At 42.8% G+C, this 21,932-nt stretch carries 17 protein-coding genes; 8 read left to right on the top strand and 9 right to left on the bottom strand.

Annotated elements, in window-relative coordinates:
- Positions 1–13 precede the first annotated feature (13 nt).
- From AC3CIA_RS16010 to nirB, 3 genes are all read right to left on the bottom strand, one after another.
- Positions 14–1,483, bottom strand: coding sequence for a NarK family nitrate/nitrite MFS transporter (locus tag AC3CIA_RS16010; protein WP_054547027.1), 1,470 nt, complete (start codon positions 1,481–1,483; stop codon positions 14–16).
- A 142-nt stretch (positions 1,484–1,625) separates the two neighbouring features.
- Positions 1,626–1,970, bottom strand: coding sequence for a nitrite reductase small subunit NirD (nirD, locus tag AC3CIA_RS16005; RefSeq protein WP_102552518.1), 345 nt, complete (start codon positions 1,968–1,970; stop codon positions 1,626–1,628).
- Positions 1,971–2,050: 80 nt separating this feature from the next.
- The gene (gene nirB, locus AC3CIA_RS16000) at positions 2,051–4,633 is read right to left on the bottom strand and encodes a nitrite reductase large subunit NirB (protein WP_488519226.1); all 2,583 of its coding nucleotides are present in this window, start codon (positions 4,631–4,633) and stop codon (positions 2,051–2,053) included.
- A 501-nt stretch (positions 4,634–5,134) separates the two neighbouring features.
- On the opposite strand from nirB, the gene AC3CIA_RS15995 reads away from it, so the two are divergent.
- The 5 genes from AC3CIA_RS15995 to AC3CIA_RS15975 all read left to right on the top strand — a co-directional run bounded on the left by AC3CIA_RS15995 (position 5,135) and on the right by AC3CIA_RS15975 (position 11,034).
- Complete coding sequence (locus AC3CIA_RS15995; protein WP_488519225.1) at positions 5,135–7,690, top strand: molybdopterin oxidoreductase family protein; 2,556 nt, start codon at positions 5,135–5,137, stop codon at positions 7,688–7,690.
- Positions 7,691–8,001: 311 nt separating this feature from the next.
- Positions 8,002–8,631, top strand: coding sequence for a DUF4145 domain-containing protein (locus AC3CIA_RS15990; RefSeq protein WP_488519224.1), 630 nt, complete (start codon positions 8,002–8,004; stop codon positions 8,629–8,631).
- Between the two features lie 135 nt (positions 8,632–8,766).
- Positions 8,767–9,408, top strand: coding sequence for an HNH endonuclease (locus tag AC3CIA_RS15985; RefSeq protein WP_372020203.1), 642 nt, complete (start codon positions 8,767–8,769; stop codon positions 9,406–9,408).
- 152 nt (positions 9,409–9,560) lie between these two features.
- On the top strand, positions 9,561–10,391 hold the full coding sequence (locus AC3CIA_RS15980) for a hypothetical protein (RefSeq protein ID WP_488519223.1): 831 nt from the start codon (positions 9,561–9,563) through the stop codon (positions 10,389–10,391).
- 478 nt (positions 10,392–10,869) lie between these two features.
- On the top strand, positions 10,870–11,034 hold the full coding sequence (locus AC3CIA_RS15975; protein ID WP_141195608.1) for an Eag protein: 165 nt from the start codon (positions 10,870–10,872) through the stop codon (positions 11,032–11,034).
- A 268-nt stretch (positions 11,035–11,302) separates the two neighbouring features.
- Here the strand turns inward: AC3CIA_RS15975 and AC3CIA_RS15970 are convergent, their stop codons facing one another.
- Both AC3CIA_RS15970 and AC3CIA_RS15965 read right to left on the bottom strand, forming a co-directional pair.
- A complete protein-coding gene (locus AC3CIA_RS15970) occupies positions 11,303–12,502 on the bottom strand; it encodes an IS4 family transposase (RefSeq protein ID WP_488518938.1) in 1,200 nt (399 codons plus the stop codon).
- Between the two features lie 171 nt (positions 12,503–12,673).
- Positions 12,674–13,063: a hypothetical protein gene (locus AC3CIA_RS15965; protein WP_488519222.1), complete on the bottom strand. Its 390-nt coding sequence runs from the start codon at positions 13,061–13,063 to the stop codon at positions 12,674–12,676.
- 267 nt (positions 13,064–13,330) lie between these two features.
- Between AC3CIA_RS15965 and AC3CIA_RS15960 the strand changes: the two genes are divergently transcribed.
- On the top strand, positions 13,331–14,026 hold the full coding sequence (locus AC3CIA_RS15960; protein ID WP_488519221.1) for a 2'-5' RNA ligase family protein: 696 nt from the start codon (positions 13,331–13,333) through the stop codon (positions 14,024–14,026).
- A gap of 181 nt (positions 14,027–14,207) precedes the next feature.
- Here the strand turns inward: AC3CIA_RS15960 and AC3CIA_RS15955 are convergent, their stop codons facing one another.
- From AC3CIA_RS15955 to AC3CIA_RS15945, 3 genes are all read right to left on the bottom strand, one after another.
- Positions 14,208–14,606, bottom strand: coding sequence for a hypothetical protein (locus AC3CIA_RS15955; RefSeq protein WP_488519220.1), 399 nt, complete (start codon positions 14,604–14,606; stop codon positions 14,208–14,210).
- Between the two features lie 203 nt (positions 14,607–14,809).
- Entirely contained in the window at positions 14,810–17,272 is a 2,463-nt protein-coding gene (locus AC3CIA_RS15950; RefSeq protein WP_488519219.1) for a CHASE3 domain-containing protein, read from the bottom strand.
- A gap of 193 nt (positions 17,273–17,465) precedes the next feature.
- The gene (locus tag AC3CIA_RS15945) at positions 17,466–19,046 is read right to left on the bottom strand and encodes an EAL domain-containing protein (protein ID WP_488519659.1); all 1,581 of its coding nucleotides are present in this window, start codon (positions 19,044–19,046) and stop codon (positions 17,466–17,468) included.
- A 327-nt stretch (positions 19,047–19,373) separates the two neighbouring features.
- Here AC3CIA_RS15945 and AC3CIA_RS15940 point away from each other — a divergent pair, with 327 nt between their 5' ends.
- Positions 19,374–19,805 carry a lysozyme inhibitor LprI family protein gene (locus AC3CIA_RS15940; RefSeq protein ID WP_488519218.1) on the top strand — a complete coding sequence of 144 codons (432 nt, stop codon included), beginning with the start codon at positions 19,374–19,376 and terminating at the stop codon, positions 19,803–19,805.
- Between the two features lie 170 nt (positions 19,806–19,975).
- The gene (locus AC3CIA_RS15935) at positions 19,976–20,767 is read left to right on the top strand and encodes a carbon-nitrogen hydrolase family protein (RefSeq protein ID WP_488519217.1); all 792 of its coding nucleotides are present in this window, start codon (positions 19,976–19,978) and stop codon (positions 20,765–20,767) included.
- Positions 20,768–20,930: 163 nt separating this feature from the next.
- Here AC3CIA_RS15935 and AC3CIA_RS15930 read toward each other — a convergent pair whose 3' ends face one another.
- Positions 20,931–21,932, bottom strand: a complete 1,002-nt coding sequence (locus AC3CIA_RS15930) for a substrate-binding domain-containing protein (protein WP_017074037.1) — start codon at positions 21,930–21,932, stop codon at positions 20,931–20,933.

Below are 21,932 nucleotides of genomic sequence, written 5' to 3'. Positions count from 1 at the left end.
CATAGTACTGAGACTAGTTTGAAACATTAATCAGTGTGACACTACCATCGTCGTTCACTTCGGCAATTTGACCGTTAGGCTCTTCCATGAATAGTAGAGTCACAAAGCCAAGTATGGCGGTCGCAGCAATCACTAAGAAGAAGGTTTGGTAGCTCACGAAAGACAGCACTGTTAAGTAAACTACTGCACCCACGTTACCGTAAGCTCCAGTCATACCCGCAATCTGACCTGTCATGCGTCGTTTGATTAGAGGAACTGTCGCAAATACCGCACCTTCACCCGCTTGAACGAAGAAAGAGCATGCCATGGCTGCTACAACGGCTAACCATACAGGCCATGTGCTGTCTACTTGACCCATTGCGAAGTAGCCCACAGCAAGACCAATCGTTAGAATAAGCAGTGTTGGTTTACGACCGAATTTATCTGAAATCCAACCGCCACCTGGGCGAGACATCAAGTTCATAAAGGCATAAGCTGATGCAACCATACCTGCAAGAACGGGTGTTAATTCAAAGGTTTCAGAGAAGAACAGTGGCAACATAGAAACAACGGCCAGCTCAGAACCAAATGTCGCGAAGTACAGTACGTTAAGTACCGCTACTTGCTTAAATTTGTACTGGTGAATCTCTGGCACTTCTTCTTTAAATACGTTTTTGTTCACTTTCCAAACTTGCGACACTTCGTACACGTAAAGCGCAGCTAAACCTGCGTAAACCGAGTAAACCGCCATGTCAGACAGCATGTTGATGTTGGTTGGCGATAGTTTCCATGTCAGTAGTGCAAGAGCGGCATACATCGGGATCTTCATAATAAGTAAGAAGAAAAAGTCACCCTTTGATGTTACTTCCATCGCTGTTACTTGAGCAGGCTTGAAGTAAGTCGAACCTTTTGGTGTATCCGTTACGTTTTTGTAGAACACAAACGAGAACGCTAAGCTCATTACGCCAGTAATACCAACCGCATAACGCCAACCGTCTTCGCCACCAAATGCTAGAGCGAGAGTTGGAAGCGTGAATGCTGCCGCTGCTGAACCGAAGTTACCCCAACCGCCGTAAATACCTTCTGCTGTACCCAGTTCATTGTGTGGGAACCACTCAGACACAAGGCGAATACCAACAACGAAGCCTGCGCCAATGAAACCTAATAGGAAACGTGCAATAGCCGCTTGAATGAAAGAGTCTGCCATCGCAAACATAAAACAAGGGATTGAACAGATTGCGAGTAGCGAAGAGTAGACTAATCTTGGGCCGTATCTGTCGGTTAACATACCCACTGCGACACGAGCAGGAATGGTTAACGCAACGTTGAGGATCAGGAGTGTTTTGATCTCTTCAGTAGAAAGACCGAGCGTGGTTTTCACCATTTGTAATAGCGGAGCAAAGTTGAACCACACAACAAAGGTGATAAAAAAGGCCATCCAGCTTAGGTGTAAGGTTTTCATCTTACCTTTAAATGAAAGCAGCGAAAATTTTGTGTTATCCATGGTTTAAATCCTTTAAATCTGGAAAATTACCCGGTTTTAGCTCGTGCGTTACTTCCGAAATTCGAACGCATTCATGTGGCTAAACCCTATGCCGAAATTGCTCACGCCTATAAAGCGTTTGCAGGATGATGTCGGCTGTTTATTAACTGGCGATAGCAAGCGGTGCGAGAACTTGTACGTGTTCACCTTGCTTGCGAACTTCAAATTTAACGAGCTTGAGTTCGGGTTGTTCAAGGCATGCGCCAGTTTCTAAGTGGTAATGCTGCTTGTATAAGGGCGAAGCTACGTAAGGTTCACCACTTAATGAACCAATGATACCACGTGACATCACATTCGCTTTGCCGATAGGGTCGTAATTAGAGAGCCCATAAAGCGTGTCGCTGCGCTTGCAGTAAAAGATAGCCACTTGGTTATCTTCAACTTTGGCGCAAATGCCACCATTTGGGGTTAAATCTTTAGTGCTGCATACGGTTGTCCAATTTTTCATGACTTTCTCCTAGTCAAAAGATGAGCTTTATAATCATTATTCGGTTAAGTGGCGTAGTTGCGATCACAGACGAAAGGCATCTACGACACTTCGGTAACTTCAATTTGTTCAGAATTGGTGAGGGCTTCATTTCGAACTTTCTCAGATGAATCGCTCAAGCTCGGCTTAGGGAAACGCTGCTCTCGCTCTTTGATGAATGAAAGGCTAGTGTCCATTTCTTCGCTGTTGATGTAGTGCTGGAAGCGTTTCATCTTTTCAGGGTTTTCGATGGTGGTTTTCCACTCACACTGATATTTTTCGATATTGAGGGCGATATCTGCTTCAAGTTCTTCAACAACATTGAGCTTGTCTTCAATCACGACTTGTTTGAGGTATTCAATGCCGCCTTCAAGGTTTTCCATCCATACTGATGTACGTTGTAGGCGATCTGCGGTACGTGTGTAGAACATCAGAATGCGGTCTATGTATTGCAGAAGGGTGGTTTCATCAAGGTCGGTAGCGAAAAGGTCACCATGGCGAGGGCGCATACCGCCGTTACCACAGATGTAGAGGTTCCAACCTTTGTCGGTCGCGATAATGCCGAAGTCTTTCGATTGCGCTTCTGCACATTCACGAGTACAGCCAGAAACTGCAAACTTGGTTTTATGTGGCGAGCGCAGCCCTTTGTAGCGGTTCTCTAGTCGAATCGCTAAGCCTACGCTGTCGTCGATACCATATCGGCACCAAGTGCTACCCACACACGACTTAACAGTACGAACCGACTTACCGTAGGCGTGGCCTGTTTCGAAACCTGCGTCAATCAGCTTTTTCCAGATGATAGGCAGTTCGTTAAGCTGTGCACCAAACAAATCGACACGCTGACCACCGGTGATTTTGGTGTAAAGGTCGAACTCTTTCGCGACTTCGCCAAGCACGATCAATTTGTCAGGTGTGATTTCACCGCCTGCAATACGTGGCACAACTGAATAAGTACCGTCTTTTTGCATGTTGCCTAGGTAGATATCGTTGGTGTCTTGCAGTTCGATGTGTTGATCTTCGAGGATGTAATCGTTCCAGTAAGAAGCCAGAATAGAACCGACAGCAGGCTTACAGACGGTACAGCCTAATCCATTGCCATGAGAATCCAATAGCTCATCGAAGGTCTTGATTTTGTTGACGCGGATAATGTCGGTAAGTTCTTGACGAGAATACGCAAAGTGCTCACAGATATCGTTTGAGACTTCCACACCAAGGTTGCTTAGTTCACTGTCTAAAACTTGTTTAGCAAGCGCAGAACAACCGCCACAACCTGTTGAAGCATTGGTTGTTTCTTTTAATGCAGCCATGGTGGTGCAGCCAGCAGATACGGCGTCTTTGATATCGCCTTTGGTCACATCAAAACACGAACAAATCACGGCGCTATCAGGCAGAGCTTCAACGCCCATTGCTGAGCCAGAATCGTCCGCGAGGTTTGGCAGAATAAGCACGGATGGATTTTCAGGAAGAGGCATATCATTTTGTTTGATTTGCAGTAGTGACCCGTAAGCCTCGGCGTCGCCCACCAATACTGCACCGACAATCTTCTTGCCATCAGCCGATATGATTAGGCGTTTGTAAACTTGCTCGATTTCGTCGTTATAAGTATACGATTGAGCACCTTCTGTTTGGCCGTGTACTTCACCAATACTTGCTACATCAACACCAAGTAGTTTGAGCTTGGTGCTCATGTCGGCACCAGTAAACGAAGTGTCGCTCGCTCCATCAGAGATGATATGCGCTGCTGCGACTTTCGCCATTGAATAGCCAGGCGCCACTAAGCCGAAGATCTTGTTGTCCCAAAGTGCACATTCACCAATCGCATACACACTGTCGATGTTGGTTTGGCAATGATCGTTAATCACGATACCGCCACGTTCACCAATGGCAATATCAGAGCTACGAGCTAGGGCATCTTGAGGACGAATACCCGCAGAGAACACAATCATATCGGTTTCAAGATGAGTGCCGTCTGCAAAGTTCATACGGTAGCGAGCACTCTCACCCGCGACTATCTCAGAGGTTGCTTTCTCGGTATGAACTTGCACACCAAGGTCTTCAATTTTTCTGCGTAAAAGCGCACCGCCACCGTCATCTAATTGAACGGCCATTAGGCGAGGCGCGAATTCAACCACATGGGTTTCTAAGCCAAGGTTTTTGACTGCGTTTGCGGCTTCTAAGCCAAGCAGACCACCACCAATCACCACGCCCGATTTACTGCCTTTGCTTGATAATTCAATGGCGTCTAAATCTTCGATGGTGCGATAAACGTGGCAGTGTTCTTGGTCGTTACCGGGAATAGGGGGAACAAAAGGGAATGAACCGGTTGCCAGAATTAATGTGTCATAACTCTCGATATGTCCCGATTCCGTCACAACGCATTTATTGTCAGTATCTAGTTGAGCGACTTTCGCGTTTAAAAGGTAATTGACGCCATTGCTTTGGTAATACTCTTCGCTGGTTAATGCCAAATCTTCGGCATTTCCGCGCTTGAAGTAAGCTGTAAGCTGAACTCGGTCGTAGGCCAACCTAGGTTCTTCGCTGAAAGTAATCACATCAAACTCATCACTTTCTGACTGCAGGATGTTGTCGATAAATTTGTGTCCAACCATACCGTTACCAACGACGACGATCTTCTTCTTGCTCATAATCCATTCCTTATTCTCGGCTTCATTGTTTATAGCGTTAACGTTAATAGCGTTTAACTTCTAATGGTTAACAAATGAATACCGGGTTGAGATTCCACTCAATTCATCATTATCAAGAAAACAAAAATTGTTTTTCTAACTCTTGGTTTTTAGTGGAGCAAGGAGGATGCCAAATTGTGATTTAGCAAAATAAATAAAATTTAATTCATATTTTTCAACTAATTATAATTTTATGGCGGCACGCAATTACCCCTAAAGTGGTATGTAATTTTTTTGTTAAATTTAGGGAAGTGAACGTTTGTGGTGCAACTTTCCGCAAGATGGTGCAAAAAATAAGTTTTTCATATCAAGCACTTCTTTGGAACTGAGTTTTAATTATTTTTGTTTTATTAAGTTGTTGTTTTTATTTGATTTTTGTTGTGTTTGTGATTCTTTGATTTAATGGCGTGTTATTTGCTTTATCTAAATAAATACAATTATGGATAATTGAGCGAGAAACGGATGAGTGATTCAAACAGTGGCTGGATAAAATCGACATGTGCCTATTGTGGTGTTGGCTGCGGAATAGAAGCGAGGCCCACTGCGTTAGGTAAGCTTGAAGTGCGCGGTGACAAAGAACACCCGTCGAATTATGGAAAGTTATGTACTAAAGGCATTGCTCTAGGTGAAACCGTAACGCCTTTAGGTCGTCTTACTCAGCCTACTCATATTCAGAATCAACAAAAACATGAACTCGCATGGGATGACGCCACTCAATTGGTCGCTGATAGGTTTAACCAAACCATTGAAGAGTTCGGTCCTGATTCAGTTGCGTTCTATGTCTCTGGTCAACTGTTAACAGAAGACTATTACGTTGCCAATAAGCTGATGAAAGGCTTTATTGGCAGCGGAAACATCGACAGCAACTCAAGGCTTTGCATGGCATCGAGCGTTGTTGGACACAAACGTGCATTTGGTAGCGACACGGTGCCTATTTGTTATGAAGATTTAGAGCAAACTGACTTGGTCGTGATTACAGGCTCAAACTTAGCATGGTGTCATCCGGTTCTTTTTCAAAGGTTAAGAGCGGCTAAGCAAGCGAATACCAAACTGCAAGTGATCGTCATAGATCCTCGTTATACCGACACATGTGAAATAGCAGATCAACATTTAGCGATTGAATCGGGCTCTGACGTGGCTTTGTTCAACGGATTGCTTTCATACCTAGCAGATAATGATGCTCTTGATGAAGCCTATATAAGCAAACATACAGAAGGCTTCCAACAAGCGATCGAGTCAGCAAAGAAGTATGTTTACCACGCTGATTCAAACATCAATTCAGAGCAAAGCGTCAGCCAGCTGACTGGCTTAACGGAACAAGAGATTGAGCGCTTCTATCGTGCGTTCGCTTCTAGACAAAAAGTTGTCACCATCTATTCTCAGGGCGTGAATCAGTCGAGCCAAGGTTGTGACAAAGTGAACGCTATTCTCAATTGTCATTTAGCCACCGGAAAAATCGGACAAGCAGGTATGGGGCCTTTCTCTGTGACAGGGCAACCCAACGCAATGGGCGGTCGCGAAGTGGGTGGTTTAGCGAATACGCTAGCGGCGCACTTTGAGTTTGGGGATGAGAAATCACACCAAACGGTGAGTGATTTTTGGCAAACCGATAACTTAGCAACCAAACCCGGCTTGAAAGCAGTCGAGTTGTTTGACGACATGCTTGAAGGCAAGATCAAAGCGGTTTGGATTATGGCGACCAACCCTGTAGTCAGCCTTCCAGACAGTGCGAGAGTGAAAGCAGCGCTAGAAAACTGTCCATTTGTGGTGGTGTCAGATTGCATTGCCGATACTGAAACCACGCGCTTGGCCGATGTTGTGTTACCTGCGCAAGGCTGGAGTGAAAAATCGGGTACCGTGACCAACTCCGAGCGCCGTATATCAAGGCAGCGCCGCATATTACCAAGCCCAGGTGAAGCTAAACCTGATTGGTGGATGATTAAAGAAGTGGCGCAGAAAATGGGTCATCAACATGCTTTTGACTATCGTCATGAAGGGCAGATATTTGAAGAATACTGTCAAATGACGGGTCTTGATAATACTGACGGTAAAACGCGAGACCTGTGTTTAATTGGCCTAACCAAATTAGACGACAAAGGTTATAGCGAGCTAAAACCCCAGCAATGGCCCGTACTAGAGTTACAGCAAGATATCGTAAATAAACGAATGTTCACCGATGGCGAGTTTTTCACTAAGTCAGGAAAAGCCCAATTTGTTGCGGTTGAACATGCTTTGCCATTAACGACGTCTTCACCAGACTATCCGCTTATTATGAACAGCGGACGAGTGCGCGATCAATGGCACACTATGAGTAGAACAGGGCTTGCCTCATCACTTGGAGACCACACTCCCGAACCGTTCATTGCTGTTCACCCTGAAACCGCCAAGAAATTTGGATTGGAAACGAGCACAAATCAAACCAACCAGGTTGTTAAAGTGAAAAGTGCTCAAGGTGAATCTCAAGCGCGCTTGGTATTAACCCAAGAGATGCGTAAAGAGCAGGTGTTTATGCCGATCCACTGGAACGGCACCACGGCCAAAGACAGCAAGCCGTGTGACTTGATTTTACCTAACACTGATTCCAATTCAGGGCAGCCAGAGTTCAAACACACACCTGTGATGTTAGAGGCATGCGCTTATCGCAGCGAAGCGGCACTGGTCAGCGACAAGGTGATGGACTGCAGCAACTTTGATTACTGGGTTAGGCAGAAAGTAGAGGGCGGTTTTCTGTATCGTATCTCGTCATCTAAGAATCCGATGGAGCTAGTGATTCAGCTTGCCAACACACTGGATGAATTACCTGAACCCAACGCAGAGGCGGTTAAATCACTCCATTATCACGGCAATAAATCGTTCAAGAACTATGGTTCAGCCAAGCTTGGTGAGTTTGGCGTAAAACAAGCGTTTGTGGTGAACAGTAACCTAGATCATGAAAGCATCAACTGGCTGGTGGAGTGCCTAACCCGAGAAGCCGATGAAGAATTCGAAGCCGAGTTTTTGAGTACCATGGCGAAGTAGTTACTACTTCACATTCATCCAATCCAAAGACTTAGGTCAAAATTGCCTAGGATTTGGTCAGTAAATCACCGAATAAGGTAATGACTAACTCACACATTGAGGTGTTTTCTGCATTTTGCTGAAACTATATGGAAAATTTCTGCTTTTGGTCATGTTTGATAAAGCAGTAATCAGGTAAGGTTCTGTTATTAAATGGGTTATTAGACCGATCCTGAACTATTGATATGACTAGACAGAATTGTTTCAGGGACAAAATACAGAATTATTCTGTCTAATATAGCTGTTAAGTGTTCTTCAAATAAGGAGTGAAAATGAGTAAATATTACCCTCCGGTATATTCCGAGGAGCAATTTCATTGTGTACATTGCGGCGTATACGCGAATCAGTATTGGAATGACTTAAGCCGCCTTTGGTATAACCAATACAAAGGAACTAAATTTACTTACAATGAATGTAGCCATTGCAATGAAATAAGTTATTGGTATCAAGAGAGAATGATTGTGCCTTCAGCGGCAAGTGTACCACCTCACCATATAGATTTACCTGAAGTTTGCGTATCCGACTATGATGAAGCGCGAGACATTGTGGGGCGCTCTCCAAGAGCCGCTTCTGCTCTACTTCGACTAACAATCCAAAAACTGCTAATTGAGTTGGGAGAGAAAGGGAAAAATATCAATGACGATATCGGTGCTTTGGTATCTAAAGGCTTACCTATTGAAGTGCAGCAGGCGTTAGATTATTGCAGGGTAGTGGGCAACAATGCAGTTCATCCTGGGGAGATCGATCTAAATGATAAACCTGAAATAGCGAATAGCCTCTTTGAAATGATTAACTTTATCGTTGAAGTTAGGATATCGCAGCCAAAGAAAATTGCTGCACTTTATAACATTTTGCCTGAAGGTGCGCTGAAAGCTGTAGAGAAAAGAGACACTGAAAAATAAACACTTAACAAAGCATTTAAGAGTGATTCGCAACGCTTGGCATTTTCGCTTCGCTCAAGTATAGCCACACGTCGCTCACACCTTAATGCGGCGTTATGTGTTCATACGGTAAAATGGTGTTCAATGAGAAATGATGTGTATAAAGAAATCGTAGGTGATGATAAGCAATACCTCAATTGGTTGGCTCAAAACCCTGATGGCTATGTTGTTAACTGCCTTACAACTAAGGACGACTATCGTGTATTGCATAGAAGTGACTGTCGTTCTATTAGTACGCTGATCTCAAGTGCATCTGACGGTGGCTTTACAGAACGAAAATACATAAAGGTTTGTTCCTCAACGATTGAGGGTTTGAAAAAGTGGTCAGTCGATAATCGTGCAAAAGAGCAATGTTTTTCCTCGATCTGTAAGCACTGTATGAAAAAGGATCAGCAGCAGCAAGAGTTTGAAAAATTTGCTCAGTTTGTCGCGGAAGCTAGCAAAGTGAATGCATCTACACGCAGAGATAAACTGAATAGCTATGATGGCGTTGTTACATCTAAGGTTGTTGAAACGACAGTTTACTCAAGGAGCCCAGAAGTTGTGGCTGAGACTTTAGAGCGGGCTAATGGTGTTTGTGAAGAATGCGGCGAAGACGCTCCTTTCAATCGTAAGTCAGATGGTAGTCCTTATCTAGAAGTTCACCATGTAATTCCGCTGTCACAAAGCGGCCTAGATTTGTTAAGTAACACTATTGCCCTTTGTCCAAACTGTCACAGAAAAGCGCACTTTGGATAAAACACATAACAAGGCGCTTAAGACGGACTAACAAACGCTTGGCATTTCCAGCTTGGTTTAGTTGTGTGTTTAAGGTGCTTAAATTGAGTGAAGTGGCAGGCTTGTTAGCCACTTAGCTAATCGTTATGCGTATTATCAAAGTTAGGAGATTTATGGCTAGATTAGCTCCCAAAGCAGAGACGTTACGAGCTCTTTTTTCTCGTTCTGGTAACCAATGTGCATTCCCTGGTTGTACTCAATCAGTAGTTAACGGTAAAAATAAGTTTATTGCTCAAGTTTGTCACATTGAAGCAGCATCAGATGGTGGTGAAAGGTTTAATCCCCTCAGTGACGATGAATATCGAAGAAGTTATGACAATTTGGTAATCTTCTGCTATCCCCATCATATTGAAACAGATGATACGGACGAATATACAGTTGAGTCTCTCCGTGAAATTAAGCTAGATCATGAGCAACAATTCTTGAAGTCAGACTTCAAAATTGATGAATCAGAGCTACAAAAGTTAGTTAGTGAGATGCAAGTATATTGGTCGAATATCGACCGCTTGAATCAGGTTGAACACGACAATTTGGATTCAGGGCTTGCAATGGAAGTAAATGGGCAAGCAAGCTTTGATGAAGTCATATCTCGTGCATATACTGCTGCTTCTTATATTGAGGCTATGTTAAAGGACCTACGTGAAAGTGATGAGTCATTAATTGCAGATCTACAGACACTACTGGCTCTAAAGAATATCCCTGAAAGCACTTTTTCAGACGTGCCTTACTATCAAAATCCCTTTGAAAATCGTAACTGGGAGACTCATCACTTAGGAGGACGAAACTGGTTGCAATCACTTCGAATTGCTCTAACACATATAGAAGTTATGTACTTATCCGAGCACCTAAAAACCAACAGCAACGACAATTCCTCACGTGCTAAATTGGAGTCAGCAAAACAAAAGCTAGCAAGCTATGCGGTTTCTGCAATGCACGTCGATTAGAATACGCATAACAAAGCGTTTAAGACAGATTCCCAACGCTTGGCATTTTTCATTCTGTCGGTTGGGTTCTGTGTTTAAGGTGGTATGGTTAGGTTCAGTGGTGGCGTTGCTCACTACTTAACGCGGCGTTATGTATATTAAATCCAATTTCTCTCACAATTATATGCAACAAAGTTGGTTATAATCGCTATGTTTTTAATAAGTGGAGGTTATATCAATTGAGCAACCCATATGAAGCTAATTATGGTTACGAGAAATCTAGTCGTGAGCAAACATGTTACTGTGGTGCAGTTTTTCATGTAAGTGTTCCTGGTCAAAAAGGACACGAAGAGCCAGAAGAGTACTATTGTCCAGAATGTCATTGTGAATATAAAGCACGTGCATCCATGTCTCCAACAGTTACTCTTATTTCAGGGCGCACAGATGGGAAAACAGGATCTTGTTGATTTTTAATCCATTGAAAATATAAGGTTTTAATATGAAAAGAGCAGGAGCTGTTTGCCCCAAGTGTGGTTCAACAACTAGACCCTACAAAGAAAAGATCATGGGGCAGGACACTCAAGATCTTATTTGTGCAGACTGTAAATATACTGGTTGGTGGACTGAATTTCAGCAAAAGGCAGATGCTGATGAAGATGAATAAACTCCAGTAACAAAGCTGTGTTAATACACATAACAAAGTATTTAAGAGTGATTCCCAACGCTTGGCATTTTTGATGCCATCGTTGGGTTTTGTGTTTAAGGTGGTATGGTTAGGTGTTGTGGTAGCGTTGCTCACACCTTAATGCGGCGTTAATAGTGATTCGCAACGCGTGGTATTTTTACCATGCGTCGGTTTTTGTGTTTAAGGTGATCTGCAGAGACTTAGGCATTGCGTTGCTCACACCTTAGCAAGGCGCTGACGGATCCCCTCATAATTTCCCTAGTCCTGCGTTGTGTGTGAGCCTTTGATATTCGAACATTCCCCATTGATATTGGGATTCATTAATTTGATATCGCCGATGATTTCGTACCTCTCTCCCTAGACGAGGTATGGATAGAACTCGGCGGTGTTTAATGCTGTTGGCTTGGAAGTCAAAATGCCATTTGGCTTGTACTGCAATGAGGCCATTCCACCACATCAAGATTTCAGCGAGCAACGCAATAAGAAGCAGGATATCCAATCGCTTAGTACAACGAGTTCTGTTGTGACGAAGTGCGATTCCATAGGCGGTACTCTTTAGATCGCGGAAGGCTTCTTCTATTTGCATGCGTTTGGCGTACAGGTTGGTAATTTGTACTTCATTTAAGATATGTCTAGGGACATTGGTCGCGAGTAGCCACGGCTCCTTTGCACTGCGTTGATAGAGATGTGTAGCGGAGTGTTTTTGACTGGTTCTGCTATGGCGTTGGGCTTTTCTGCCTTTTTCTAATCCTTTATAAACATAGGCTTCACAAGATATCGGTGATCTCTTTGCTAATAAGCAGTGGCCAAGATATTTGGGTTTATGGACAGCGTTTGGATAAAAGGTTTTATTTGAGACCCAAGGTTTTTGGGGTTGTTTGATTGATACTTCACCTCGGACACGACCTAACCAAAACCAACCTTTCTCCTGAACTTGGCGGAACCAAGTATTTCTAAAACCCGCATCAGAAACGATGATCGGACTGATTTTATTCGGTAAAATACTCTGCAATTTATCGAGGAATGTTTGGTGACTTTTTGGTGAATTGTATTGGCCATACTCAAAAACTTGCTCAAAGATTGTGATGGCTCGTCCATCAAGTGCAACGGATGCTCTTAACGTCATATAACGAAGTTGTTCACGAACATCAGACCAATCCACAAGGATCACAGGGCATGGGTTAGCGCCCGTTATTAAGTAGGCATGCCATTTATAAATAAGGTCTTTTTCACGATGTAGTTGGCGATTTCCAAGCAGTCTATCAACGCGTTTGATCGCATGTTTTACCGTGGTATTAGTTTCTAGTTTGCGACCTAGTTTAGTCAGCGTTAAGTCTGAGCCGTCAAGTACACTTTTTGTAGCAAGTATCAGAGAACTAACGCGTTTTTTGTGAATGGAGGGGCATTGGTTTTGTATGGTTTGTTGTAGAATCTGAATGTCGCGCATTATTAACCCACTTGTTCGAAATGTGTGTTCAGCGATATTCATTAGATCAAAGACGGCGATGCGCGTCTACCTCGTTGTTTTTACGCCTGATTATGAGGGGATTCGCAAGATTGCGGCGTTATGCGTCAGTGAGCCCGTTCACATAATCGATTTGAACGGACTTCATTTTACTTATTTTGTTTGAAATGCTTCTAAGGTGTGCATAGCAGAATAAACCATTGCACGTTCGTGTTCACTAATGAGCTCTAAATTTACTCGTTCAACCCTATTTATGAGGCAAAGGCAAACAGCAGCCTCAACTTCATTATTCGGATTTATGTTCCCTTTCATTACCTCAGCAAGGTAAGCTGCTAAAGAAATTAAAGCACTGTAGAATGTTTTTACTTCTTGTTTTTTTGCCACTTCAAAATTTTCAGCAGGGACGGAGGCAACAACAGCGTTGATAAAAGTCTGTTTGCGTACTGATATATTTAAAAAACCATCGACCTCTTGGTCAAACTGAGCACCAATATCAGCCTGGACTTTAGCTGTGTATAACCTATTACCTATTGCGTTAAACATCGAATATTTCCTTAATATTAGCACTGTTATTTGGAACGACATGTTATAAGGTGAAATGTAAAAATCAAGTCGTTGTGTGTGTTAGTGTGGATAGTGTTGGAAATATTGAAACCTTACGAAAAGTCACATAACAAAACGTTTAAGAGTGATTCCAACGCTTGGCATTTTTCATTCCATCGTTGGGTTTCGTGTTTACGGTGGTATGGTTTCGTTTAAGTGGTAGCGTCGTTCGCAACTAAATTGGTATTTATACGCTTTGGGGAGCTAATGATTCAGAGTATTTATGACGAGATGTGGCACAGGTTTGAGCTAGCATCAGCTCACAACGATTATGAGCTAGACTCACATCTATTAGATATTGCGAGTGATACCCGAAGGGGGATTACAGCTTTGGCATATTTAAAGCAGGGTAATCGTTCTGTTCTTGATGAAATCATGAGCTTTCAGAATGCAGTATGTGAAATAGAACCCAACCAATACTACCATCCGCTTGAAGAACTGCACCTAACCGTTCTGTCGGTAATTTCATGCGTACCAGAGTTTGAACTCAGCGAAATCAATATTCATTCTTATACCGAAATATTTCGTTCAGTCTTGAATTCAAATCAACAGATAGAAGTAAAATATCAAGGTGTTAGTGCGTCCCCCAATTGCATTCTACTGCAAGGTTTTCCTGTCAGTGATTCTTTGGAACAGTTTAGAAATGAACTTAGAACTCAATTAAGTGAAGCGGGGTTAAGGGTAACTTTTGACAGCCGTTATAAGTTGGTTACAGCGCACAGTTCATTAATTCGGTTCAGAGTCCCAATTAGTGATAGTCGGCAGCTTTTTAGGTTGTGTCAGCAGCATCGAAATTATGATTTCGGTAGCATCGTTCTGAAAGACTTTGAACTGGTGTTTAACAACTGGTATCAAAACTTGGCGGTAACAAAGTCTTTGGCTAGAGGTTCTTTATTAAACTAAACGCGCTTATAACAAGTACCTAAGAGTCAGCCAAAACCCCACATAATCAAATACCCAGTGCACGATTTCAAAAAAAACAACTAAATCAGAAACCCCAACACTTGGCACTTTATGCCAGTGTTGGGTTTGTTGTTTTGTTGAAAGCTAATCACACAGGGCGCCAATAACTGCGCCCTTTGTGTTAGTTGGCAACGCTGTAAGTGTCGTAGTCACGCAGTAAGAAGAGTGCAATACAAGCTGCGAGCATTGGCCAAGAGGCAAAGAACAGTAGGTTGTTGAACGGATCCATATATTTACCAAAAGAGGCGAAGGTGGAGCCTGCGTGCAAGATTAAAATTGCGCCATAGGTATACTTTTTCCACATGCCGACAGCAAACGCGCCTAAGAACCCTAGCTGCGCGACACCAATAGCCATTATCGCATTATCCGAGATGTCGATTCCGTAAAAGCCAGACAGTACCTTTGTTGCATGCTCAGGTACAAGGATCTTATCTAAGCCCCAGAACAAGAAGACGATAAAAATGCCGATTCTCAGCAGCAGTAGGCTAGTCGCCAGTTTGGTTTGAAGTTTCTTTTCCATGATATCCCTTGTGATGCACTCAACGATGCGATGAAATTAAATATTCTTCAAAGAAGACCCATCGTATTCGCGTTTTCTTTCGTTATTTTTGAGTGCCTTATGTAACAAGGGGTGTCTGTTTAGTGGGTTTGATGGTGGGTAACGTTAATGCAGACTTAGGTAGAGCTTATATGCGACGAGAAGTCAGGCTTAGATTCTCGATCTTAATGTACTTGGCCGTGTATATAAGTTATTGGCGCAGCATAAGCCATTATCATTCGTTGAGCCTGATGTTCATTGACTAATATGCGGTTGATGAGCTTTTGAAGTTGCTCTATTTCTGGCAACTGCTGATGCTTTATTTGTTTTTCTAGAGCGAGTACTTGTTGTGCCAACATGTTTAACCCGAGGTTCAAAGCCATCCCTTTTACTGAGTGTAAAGTCTTCCTTATAGATTTAAGGTCCTGCTGAATATAGGCCTCGATGAGTTGATCGATGGACTCCTCAAGCTCTTTCGATGTTGATTTCAAAAGCACGATCAAGTCGTGGTGGTTTTCTTTAAACGATTGAATAACCTCTGATTGACTGATCTCTTCTTCTGTTAGGCTGAGCTTATCAATGGGCTCTCTGTGAAGTTCGATAACATTGCTTGTTATATCAGTCGTGGATTCGTCGTTAGCGTGCTTAGGAAGGCGTGAAGAAAACTGCTGTAGGGCATCGAAGAAACTCTCTTGTTGCAACGGCTTTGTTAAAACGTGGTCTGCACCCGCTTCAATAAAGCTGTCATGAGCCTCGCGAAACACATCTGCGGTATAAGCAAATATCAGAGTGTTTAAGCCAAGCTGTTGTCTAATAAATTGTGTTGCCTCAACTCCGTTCATTTCAGGCATGTGATTGTCCATTAAGATGAGGTCATATTCTGCTGTCTTCAGATATTCTGTCGCGATTCTTCCATTTTCTGCCTGTTCAACATGGTATCCGAGGTTTTCACAAAAACCTTTAGCAACAATGGCGTTAATGCGGTTGTCTTCTACTAACAGCACATTCAACGGATTATGGAATGGCTCGTCAGTGCTAATGAGAACTGGGTTGGTCTCTGTCGATTTGTGCTCTTGCCAGGTGATAGGTAATGAAACTTGGAACTTGGTCCCGAGACCAACGGCACTGTTTAGAGTTATCTCACCTCTCATCAGCTCCACGAGCTTTTTAACGATAGCTAACCCAAGCCCTGTACCACCAAATTTTCTTGTTGTGGATGCATCCGCTTGTTCGAACGGGTTGAATATATGCAGGTGCTTATCTTTCGGGATCCCGACGCCAGTATCCGTTATTGATAAAAGGAGCTTATTGTCTTGATGATTAAGGGCTAATTGAATCAGCACGTGGCCTTCATTGGTAAACTTTATCGCGTTGCCCCCTAAATTAAACAAGATTTGGCGTAACCTCGCGCAGTCACCAATAAGGTCTATGTTATTAGGAACCTCGTTATCGACGATTAAACGGATACTCTTTTCATCTGCCATCGGTTTAATTGCACTGCAGACAGGTCGGATAACTTGTTCAAAGTTAAAGGGAGCAATATCCAGTTCGAGTTTGTTTTCCTCCACTTTAGAGAAATCTAGGATGTCATTGAGTATTGTCATCAGGTGCTGCCCTGAATCGAGGATGACTTCGATGTTCTCTTTGGTGGCCGGTTCTTTAGTCTGAGAAGCTATGATCTGCGATATGCCAAGCACACCATTCATAGGGGTGCGTATTTCATGACTCATCGTTGAAAGAAATTCACTTTTCGCTTTAACGGCGGCTTCGGCTTTTTTACGTTCAGCAATGAGATCACGATTTGAGGCGTGCATTTGGTTGTTACTTTTAACCAGAGTCGTCGCCATTTTCTGGAAACTGTGGGTGAGTTGAGCAACCTCATCGTTACCGCTCATTGAGGGGCTTCGGTCAAGCATGGAAGCGACTTGCTTTAAATGACCAGCCGCCACTTGATTGGCCGCGTTAAGGAGTAGGTGAATACGTTTCTTAATACGGTTTGATGACCATGCTGCTACTAGCAGAGAAATAAACGTTGAAAAAAGTGTTCCTAGAAACAGCACATAACTGGTTTGGTTGGCGGAGTGATCGGATTCTTTTACTCGAATTTGAATGAGCTTTTGTTCGATTGAAATAAACTCGGCTATCTCGTTACGAATTTTATCGATAAGTTGTTTGCCCGTTTGTTTCTGGGTTAAAGCAATCACATTTTGCATCGTAGTTGTGCCATTGCCGACCAAGCTACGCTGGGCGATTTCTTTTTCACCTGCTTCCTTAAGCCATTGCTTATGAAGTGCATCGATGTTTCGGAGGCGTTCTACTTGGCTGGGGCTATCGCTTACTTGTTCACAAAGGGTATGAACTTTTTGGTTCCATACATCAAGTGCTAGGTGATAAGGCTCTAGGAATACAGGGTCACCCGTGATGAGGTAGCCCCTTTGACCCGTTTCCATATCAATGGCTAGGTTTAGAAGCTCCTGAGCGCGAGCAATCGCCTTATGAGTGTGAACAACCCAGTGGTTGTCTTCGACTATTGATTGGGTGTTTTGATGGACAGAGAATGAGACAAGAACCATTAATGCAATAGGGATGGAAAAGCTAACTAATAGTTTTCTCTGTAGAGAAATATCATCAAACCAACTCGCAAACATAAAAACGCGTATTCCACACAATCGAAACCTATTGTTATTGTAGGTTAGATTGTTAGGTGTACAAATGCATAGTGTGTGGTTGGGTAGGTTTTGACCCTGAAAAGATGGCTAAAGCTCTAAAAGTAGAGCTCTAACAACCTTTGCGTTACGAATGGTGACATAACACGGTGTGACAAAAACGTATTAGTTTGATTTAGGAATGATCTAATTCTGGTGAAGAGGGTTCAGATTCCTGATATTCATGACTAGATTCGATATGTTGCTGCTTGAGCAAACTGATGGTTAGGCTTATCGGCATCGGCTTATAAAAATAGAAGCCTTGGATGTAATCGACGCCTAATTTAGACAAGATTTTCACTTGTGACTCATACTCGACCCCTTCAACGATCACTTGCATGCCTAATGTACGTGATAGCTGGAGCATGGATTCTAATAGTGGAATACCAAGGCTTGATTCGTCTGAAATGTTTTTAACAAACACGCGATCGATTTTGAGAATGCTAAACGGGAATTGTCTCACAAAATCTAAGCCGGCATAGCCAGTACCAAAGTCATCAATCGCGACTCTTACGCCCATATTCGACAGCTTCGTCAGGTTGTCTCTAATCTTGATCATATCTGCATCAGAACATTCGCCATCCTCTGTGACTTCAAAGACCACCTGCTTGAGAATGCCAGGGCTCTTCTTATAAATACTAATGACTTTGTTTGCGAAGTTACTGTTGGAGACAACATTCCGGCTTATATTGACGCTAATGTACTTTGACTCAAATAGCGTTTGATTATGTTTGATCGTGTTCAACACTTCACGCAACACAAAGTAAGTAAGGTCTTCTATCAGCCCCAAGCTTTCTGCAAGCGGAATGAATATGGCCGGGGAGACGTTACCTTCAATAGGGTCGTTCCACCTAAGGAGTGACTCACAGCCTACTATTTCAGTTGTATTTTGGTTGACGATAGGTTGCATGTGTACATGCAGGTGGTTGTTCTTTAAAGCACTAGAAAGCGAATACTCCAAGCTACGTTGGCTCTGTTGTTTATGTTTGATGGAAAGAAGACTAATGGTAATGATTCCAGCCATGAGAAAGCCAAACCATGAGTAACTCAACAGGAAGTTAATATAATATTGATATCCCACGTATGACGTGATGGTAAATGGGTAGGTATCCGATTGTATTCGTACCTTGGCTATGTGCGCGTCAGTATCCGATGGGTAAATATCTCTTTTTATCACTTCAACTTTGGTTTGAATGCCATGGCTGCTAAGGTTTTTTTCTACGAGGTCATAGATGAAGTGCGGCGGTATCATCAGACTCACGCCTATATCCTCTTTGTTTGAGAAGATGAGCATGATGGATTGAACTTGAGTGATGGCTGAGTTTGAATACGATAGCGTTGTTAAATTCGGGGCGTCATTGAGTCGCTGTCTGATGGTGCTAAATAGGCGGAACGACACCTCACCATCGGTGGTTGAACAGTAAAATCGGTTGTCCTTATTGAATACCGCGGCTTCTTTTACCCAGTCGGCATCAAAAACGTTTTGGCGAAGCTGTCTAACAATCGAATTGCAAGGCTGGTCAGGCGTGATTTCTGAGAGAAAATGGTCAAACCTCGATTGGATTCCTTCAAGCCTCGTTTCAACTAACCTCGATGAATCTTCGGTTAAAGTTTGGTAATGAGACGGCGTAAAAGGAATAAGCAATGCCATCGAAAAAAAGAACGAAATGGCAAAGTAGAAAGATGTTTTAGCAAAATGTTGGTACTTGATATCCATAGTTGGAGTAACGTTGCCGATTATGGTGAACATTCAATTTAATTTATAAATTTAACGATAGTAGCGCAAGTTTATGCATAAATAGTGTGAATGAACGCATGAGTTATTTATTTAAAGAATGTGTTTTCTATTTTTACCAGTTAAATCTTGGTGTTATCTCGTTTTTTCTTAGTTAGATCGGTGCTATTTTGTACTTTCACACGTATAAAAATTGCTTATAACTCTATAAATTTTGTTGTTGTATGGCTAAGTATTGAAGGGAGTTTAAATATTGAGCCGTGCTTTAATTAATCAAAAAATTCACTGATGACAGTAGTTAGGATGTTTATGAAAAGATTTATACCAGCATTACTATTGGCCTATTTTTCTTGTTCTACATTGGCGGGCGAACACGTTATAGACTGCGAAAATGCGATGACAACAATAGAGATTAATCATTGTGCGTCTATTAAGTTGGAATCTGCACAAATGGAACTCGATAAATACCTTACCGCGAGTTTTGAGCACAATGCTTATGATGCGGAGTTGGTCAGTTCAATCAAGGTGGCTCAGGAGAGTTGGCAAACTTACCAATCAGCGCATTGTGATTCTGTGTATACGCAATGGCGTGATGGTTCGATTCGAGGCCTCATGGCGCTTTCTTGCAAAACTAAACTGACTAAACAAAGAACGCATGAGGTGTGGGAAAACTTCTTAACCTATATGGACAGCACTCCTCCTGTCTTGCCAGAGCCAGTGTTAGAAGTAGAACCTAAATAGTGGAATAACCGAGCGCAAATGCTTTTTTGAGTGTGCACTCGCTTCAACCTTTGGCGTGTGAATAAGAAAGCGATAGGGGATTGTCTTACTCTGTCGTTCTCAGTCTCTAGTTTGAAGTAATACAGTTTGAAGCAATACAGTTCGAAGTGTTACCTAGCAAGGATTCAATTGTGAATAATGTCAGCATCACCCTCGTTCAGCTTGAAGTTGAATACAAAAACAAACAAAAGAACCTCTCGCGAGTCTCTGAGCTTTTAGAAGCAGAGGCGTCAGTGGGTGATATCACGTTACTGCCTGAACTGTTCTCTACTGGGTATATCTTTAATGAGGCTGCAGAAATTCATGAACTGTGCGAAAACTTCAATAACAGCCTTACCATTGATTCGTTAACTCTACTTGCCGCGAAACATCAGACGTTAATCGTTGCCGGTATCGCAGAGAAAGATGATGGCCATTATTACAACAGTGTCGTTGTTGTGGATGCTTGTGGCTTACGCAACAAATATCGAAAAGTCAGCCAAACGAAGTTCGACAAAGAATACTTTTCTAGAGGGAGCGAGCTCCTTACTTTTGAACATAAAGGCTTAAAGTTTGGCGTCGCGATTTGCTTCGATATCTGGTTTCCAGAGATCATCAGAGGGTATCAGTCGGTCGACGTTATCCTGCATCCTGCGAATTTTGGTGGTCATCATAGCTTTGCCATTGCCCAAGCAAGAGCTTTGGAAGAAGGGTGCCATATCGTCACTTGTAATCGTGTTGGGCAAGATGTAGTCGATGCCTTTACCGCAACGTATTGTGGTAGTAGCAGAGTTTATTCCCCTAAAGGTGAAGTAATGCTTCAACTCTCGGAAAATCACGCTGTTGAGACGGTAGAGGTTGAAGATTTATCTATTGCGCCTCAGTACAATGGTATTGATGTGTTAGACGAAATACAGCGGATATCGTCTGTGTTGAGTCGTTAACAAGATAAGTGAAATGCAATAGGATCGAAAAGGGCAAGGTTAGATAACCTTGCCCTTTGTTATTTTGGTTTGTTGCTTGCTTTGCTGCTTTGTTTGGTTGCTTAGGCTTGTTGCTTAGGCTTGTTGCTTAGGTTTGTTGGAAATGGGTTTGCTAGAAAGCGCTCTAAATCGCTTTAACGCTGCTTCGTTCTACTAATGTCGGCTCAAGTTCGACAACTTGCGGGTCAGAGTCAGGTGCTTGTAGTCTGTTTAAAAGTGTATCTACAGCGGCTTGGCCTAAGCGATGTTTTGGCTGGTGGACCGTACTTAACGCTGGTGTCATGTATTTCGACAAGTGGATGTCATCGTAGCCAATGATAGAAAGATCGTTAGGGATCGATGTACCATCTTGCGCCGCTGCGTGAATCACACCCATTGCCATCATGTCATTACTCACAAACAGCGCTGAAGGCATTTCGCCACGGGTTTTTAATGTTTGATAAGAGTCAAAGCCGCCATCACATTCGAAGTTTGATTCAACAATCCATTTAGGATTGATCTCGAAGTTCGCTTCTTCCATCGCCTGTTTGAAACCTTGATAACGAGATGAAGCTTGATTGCGGTGTAATGGGCCGGTGATACAACCGATTTGAGAGTGTCCATTATCAATCAAGTGCTTAGTCGCCATGTAGCCACCTTGATGAGAGTTATCTTGAATCTTATCACTCGCAAATAACATCGGGCCCCAGTCCATTACTACGACAGGTAACTCAGGGTATCGGTCAAAGACATCGATATGTTGCCCTTCAAGGGTTGAACACATCAACATTAAGCCATCGACACGCTTTTGCAGCAAAGTATCGATGGATGATTTCATGCGTTCACTGTCGCCTTCGGTATTACATAAAATAAGGTTGTAGCCTTTTTCATAGCAACGACGTTCAACACCTTTTACTACTTCCCCAAAGAATGGGTTAGTGGACGTGGTAACCAACATACCCAAAGTTTTGGTTTGCTTCATTTTCAAGCTACGTGCCAATGCAGACGGTGCGTAGTTGAGTTCTTTAGCCGCACTGTTAACACGCTCAGCGATCTCTTCACTGACAAAACGCGATTTGTTGATCACATGACTCACGGTAGAAGTCGAAACCTTTGCGATCCGAGCGACATCTTTCATTGTTGCCAT

This window comes from Vibrio sp. QJM3NY_27 (assembly GCF_057785955.1).
The sequence above is the reverse complement of the archived record's forward strand: the minus strand, read 5'-3'. Positions and strand labels throughout refer to the sequence as shown.

What these genes read in the sequence shown, in the direction of transcription:
- AC3CIA_RS16010 (WP_054547027.1), bottom strand. Translation starts at nt 1,483, where the DNA reads ATGGATAACACAAAATTTTCGCTGCTTTCATTTAAAGGTAAGATGAAA.
- nirD (WP_102552518.1), bottom strand. Translation starts at nt 1,970, where the DNA reads ATGAAAAATTGGACAACCGTATGCAGCACTAAAGATTTAACCCCAAAT.
- nirB (WP_488519226.1), bottom strand. Translation starts at nt 4,633, where the DNA reads ATGAGCAAGAAGAAGATCGTCGTCGTTGGTAACGGTATGGTTGGACAC.
- AC3CIA_RS15995 (WP_488519225.1), top strand. Translation starts at nt 5,135, where the DNA reads ATGAGTGATTCAAACAGTGGCTGGATAAAATCGACATGTGCCTATTGT.
- AC3CIA_RS15990 (WP_488519224.1), top strand. Translation starts at nt 8,002, where the DNA reads ATGAGTAAATATTACCCTCCGGTATATTCCGAGGAGCAATTTCATTGT.
- AC3CIA_RS15980 (WP_488519223.1), top strand. Translation starts at nt 9,561, where the DNA reads ATGGCTAGATTAGCTCCCAAAGCAGAGACGTTACGAGCTCTTTTTTCT.
- AC3CIA_RS15975 (WP_141195608.1), top strand. Translation starts at nt 10,870, where the DNA reads ATGAAAAGAGCAGGAGCTGTTTGCCCCAAGTGTGGTTCAACAACTAGA.
- AC3CIA_RS15970 (WP_488518938.1), bottom strand. Translation starts at nt 12,502, where the DNA reads ATGCGCGACATTCAGATTCTACAACAAACCATACAAAACCAATGCCCC.
- AC3CIA_RS15965 (WP_488519222.1), bottom strand. Translation starts at nt 13,063, where the DNA reads ATGTTTAACGCAATAGGTAATAGGTTATACACAGCTAAAGTCCAGGCT.
- AC3CIA_RS15960 (WP_488519221.1), top strand. Translation starts at nt 13,331, where the DNA reads ATGATTCAGAGTATTTATGACGAGATGTGGCACAGGTTTGAGCTAGCA.
- AC3CIA_RS15955 (WP_488519220.1), bottom strand. Translation starts at nt 14,606, where the DNA reads ATGGAAAAGAAACTTCAAACCAAACTGGCGACTAGCCTACTGCTGCTG.
- AC3CIA_RS15950 (WP_488519219.1), bottom strand. Translation starts at nt 17,272, where the DNA reads ATGTTTGCGAGTTGGTTTGATGATATTTCTCTACAGAGAAAACTATTA.
- AC3CIA_RS15945 (WP_488519659.1), bottom strand. Translation starts at nt 19,046, where the DNA reads ATGGATATCAAGTACCAACATTTTGCTAAAACATCTTTCTACTTTGCC.
- AC3CIA_RS15940 (WP_488519218.1), top strand. Translation starts at nt 19,374, where the DNA reads ATGAAAAGATTTATACCAGCATTACTATTGGCCTATTTTTCTTGTTCT.
- AC3CIA_RS15930 (WP_017074037.1), bottom strand. Translation starts at nt 21,932, where the DNA reads ATGGCAACAATGAAAGATGTCGCTCGGATCGCAAAGGTTTCGACTTCT.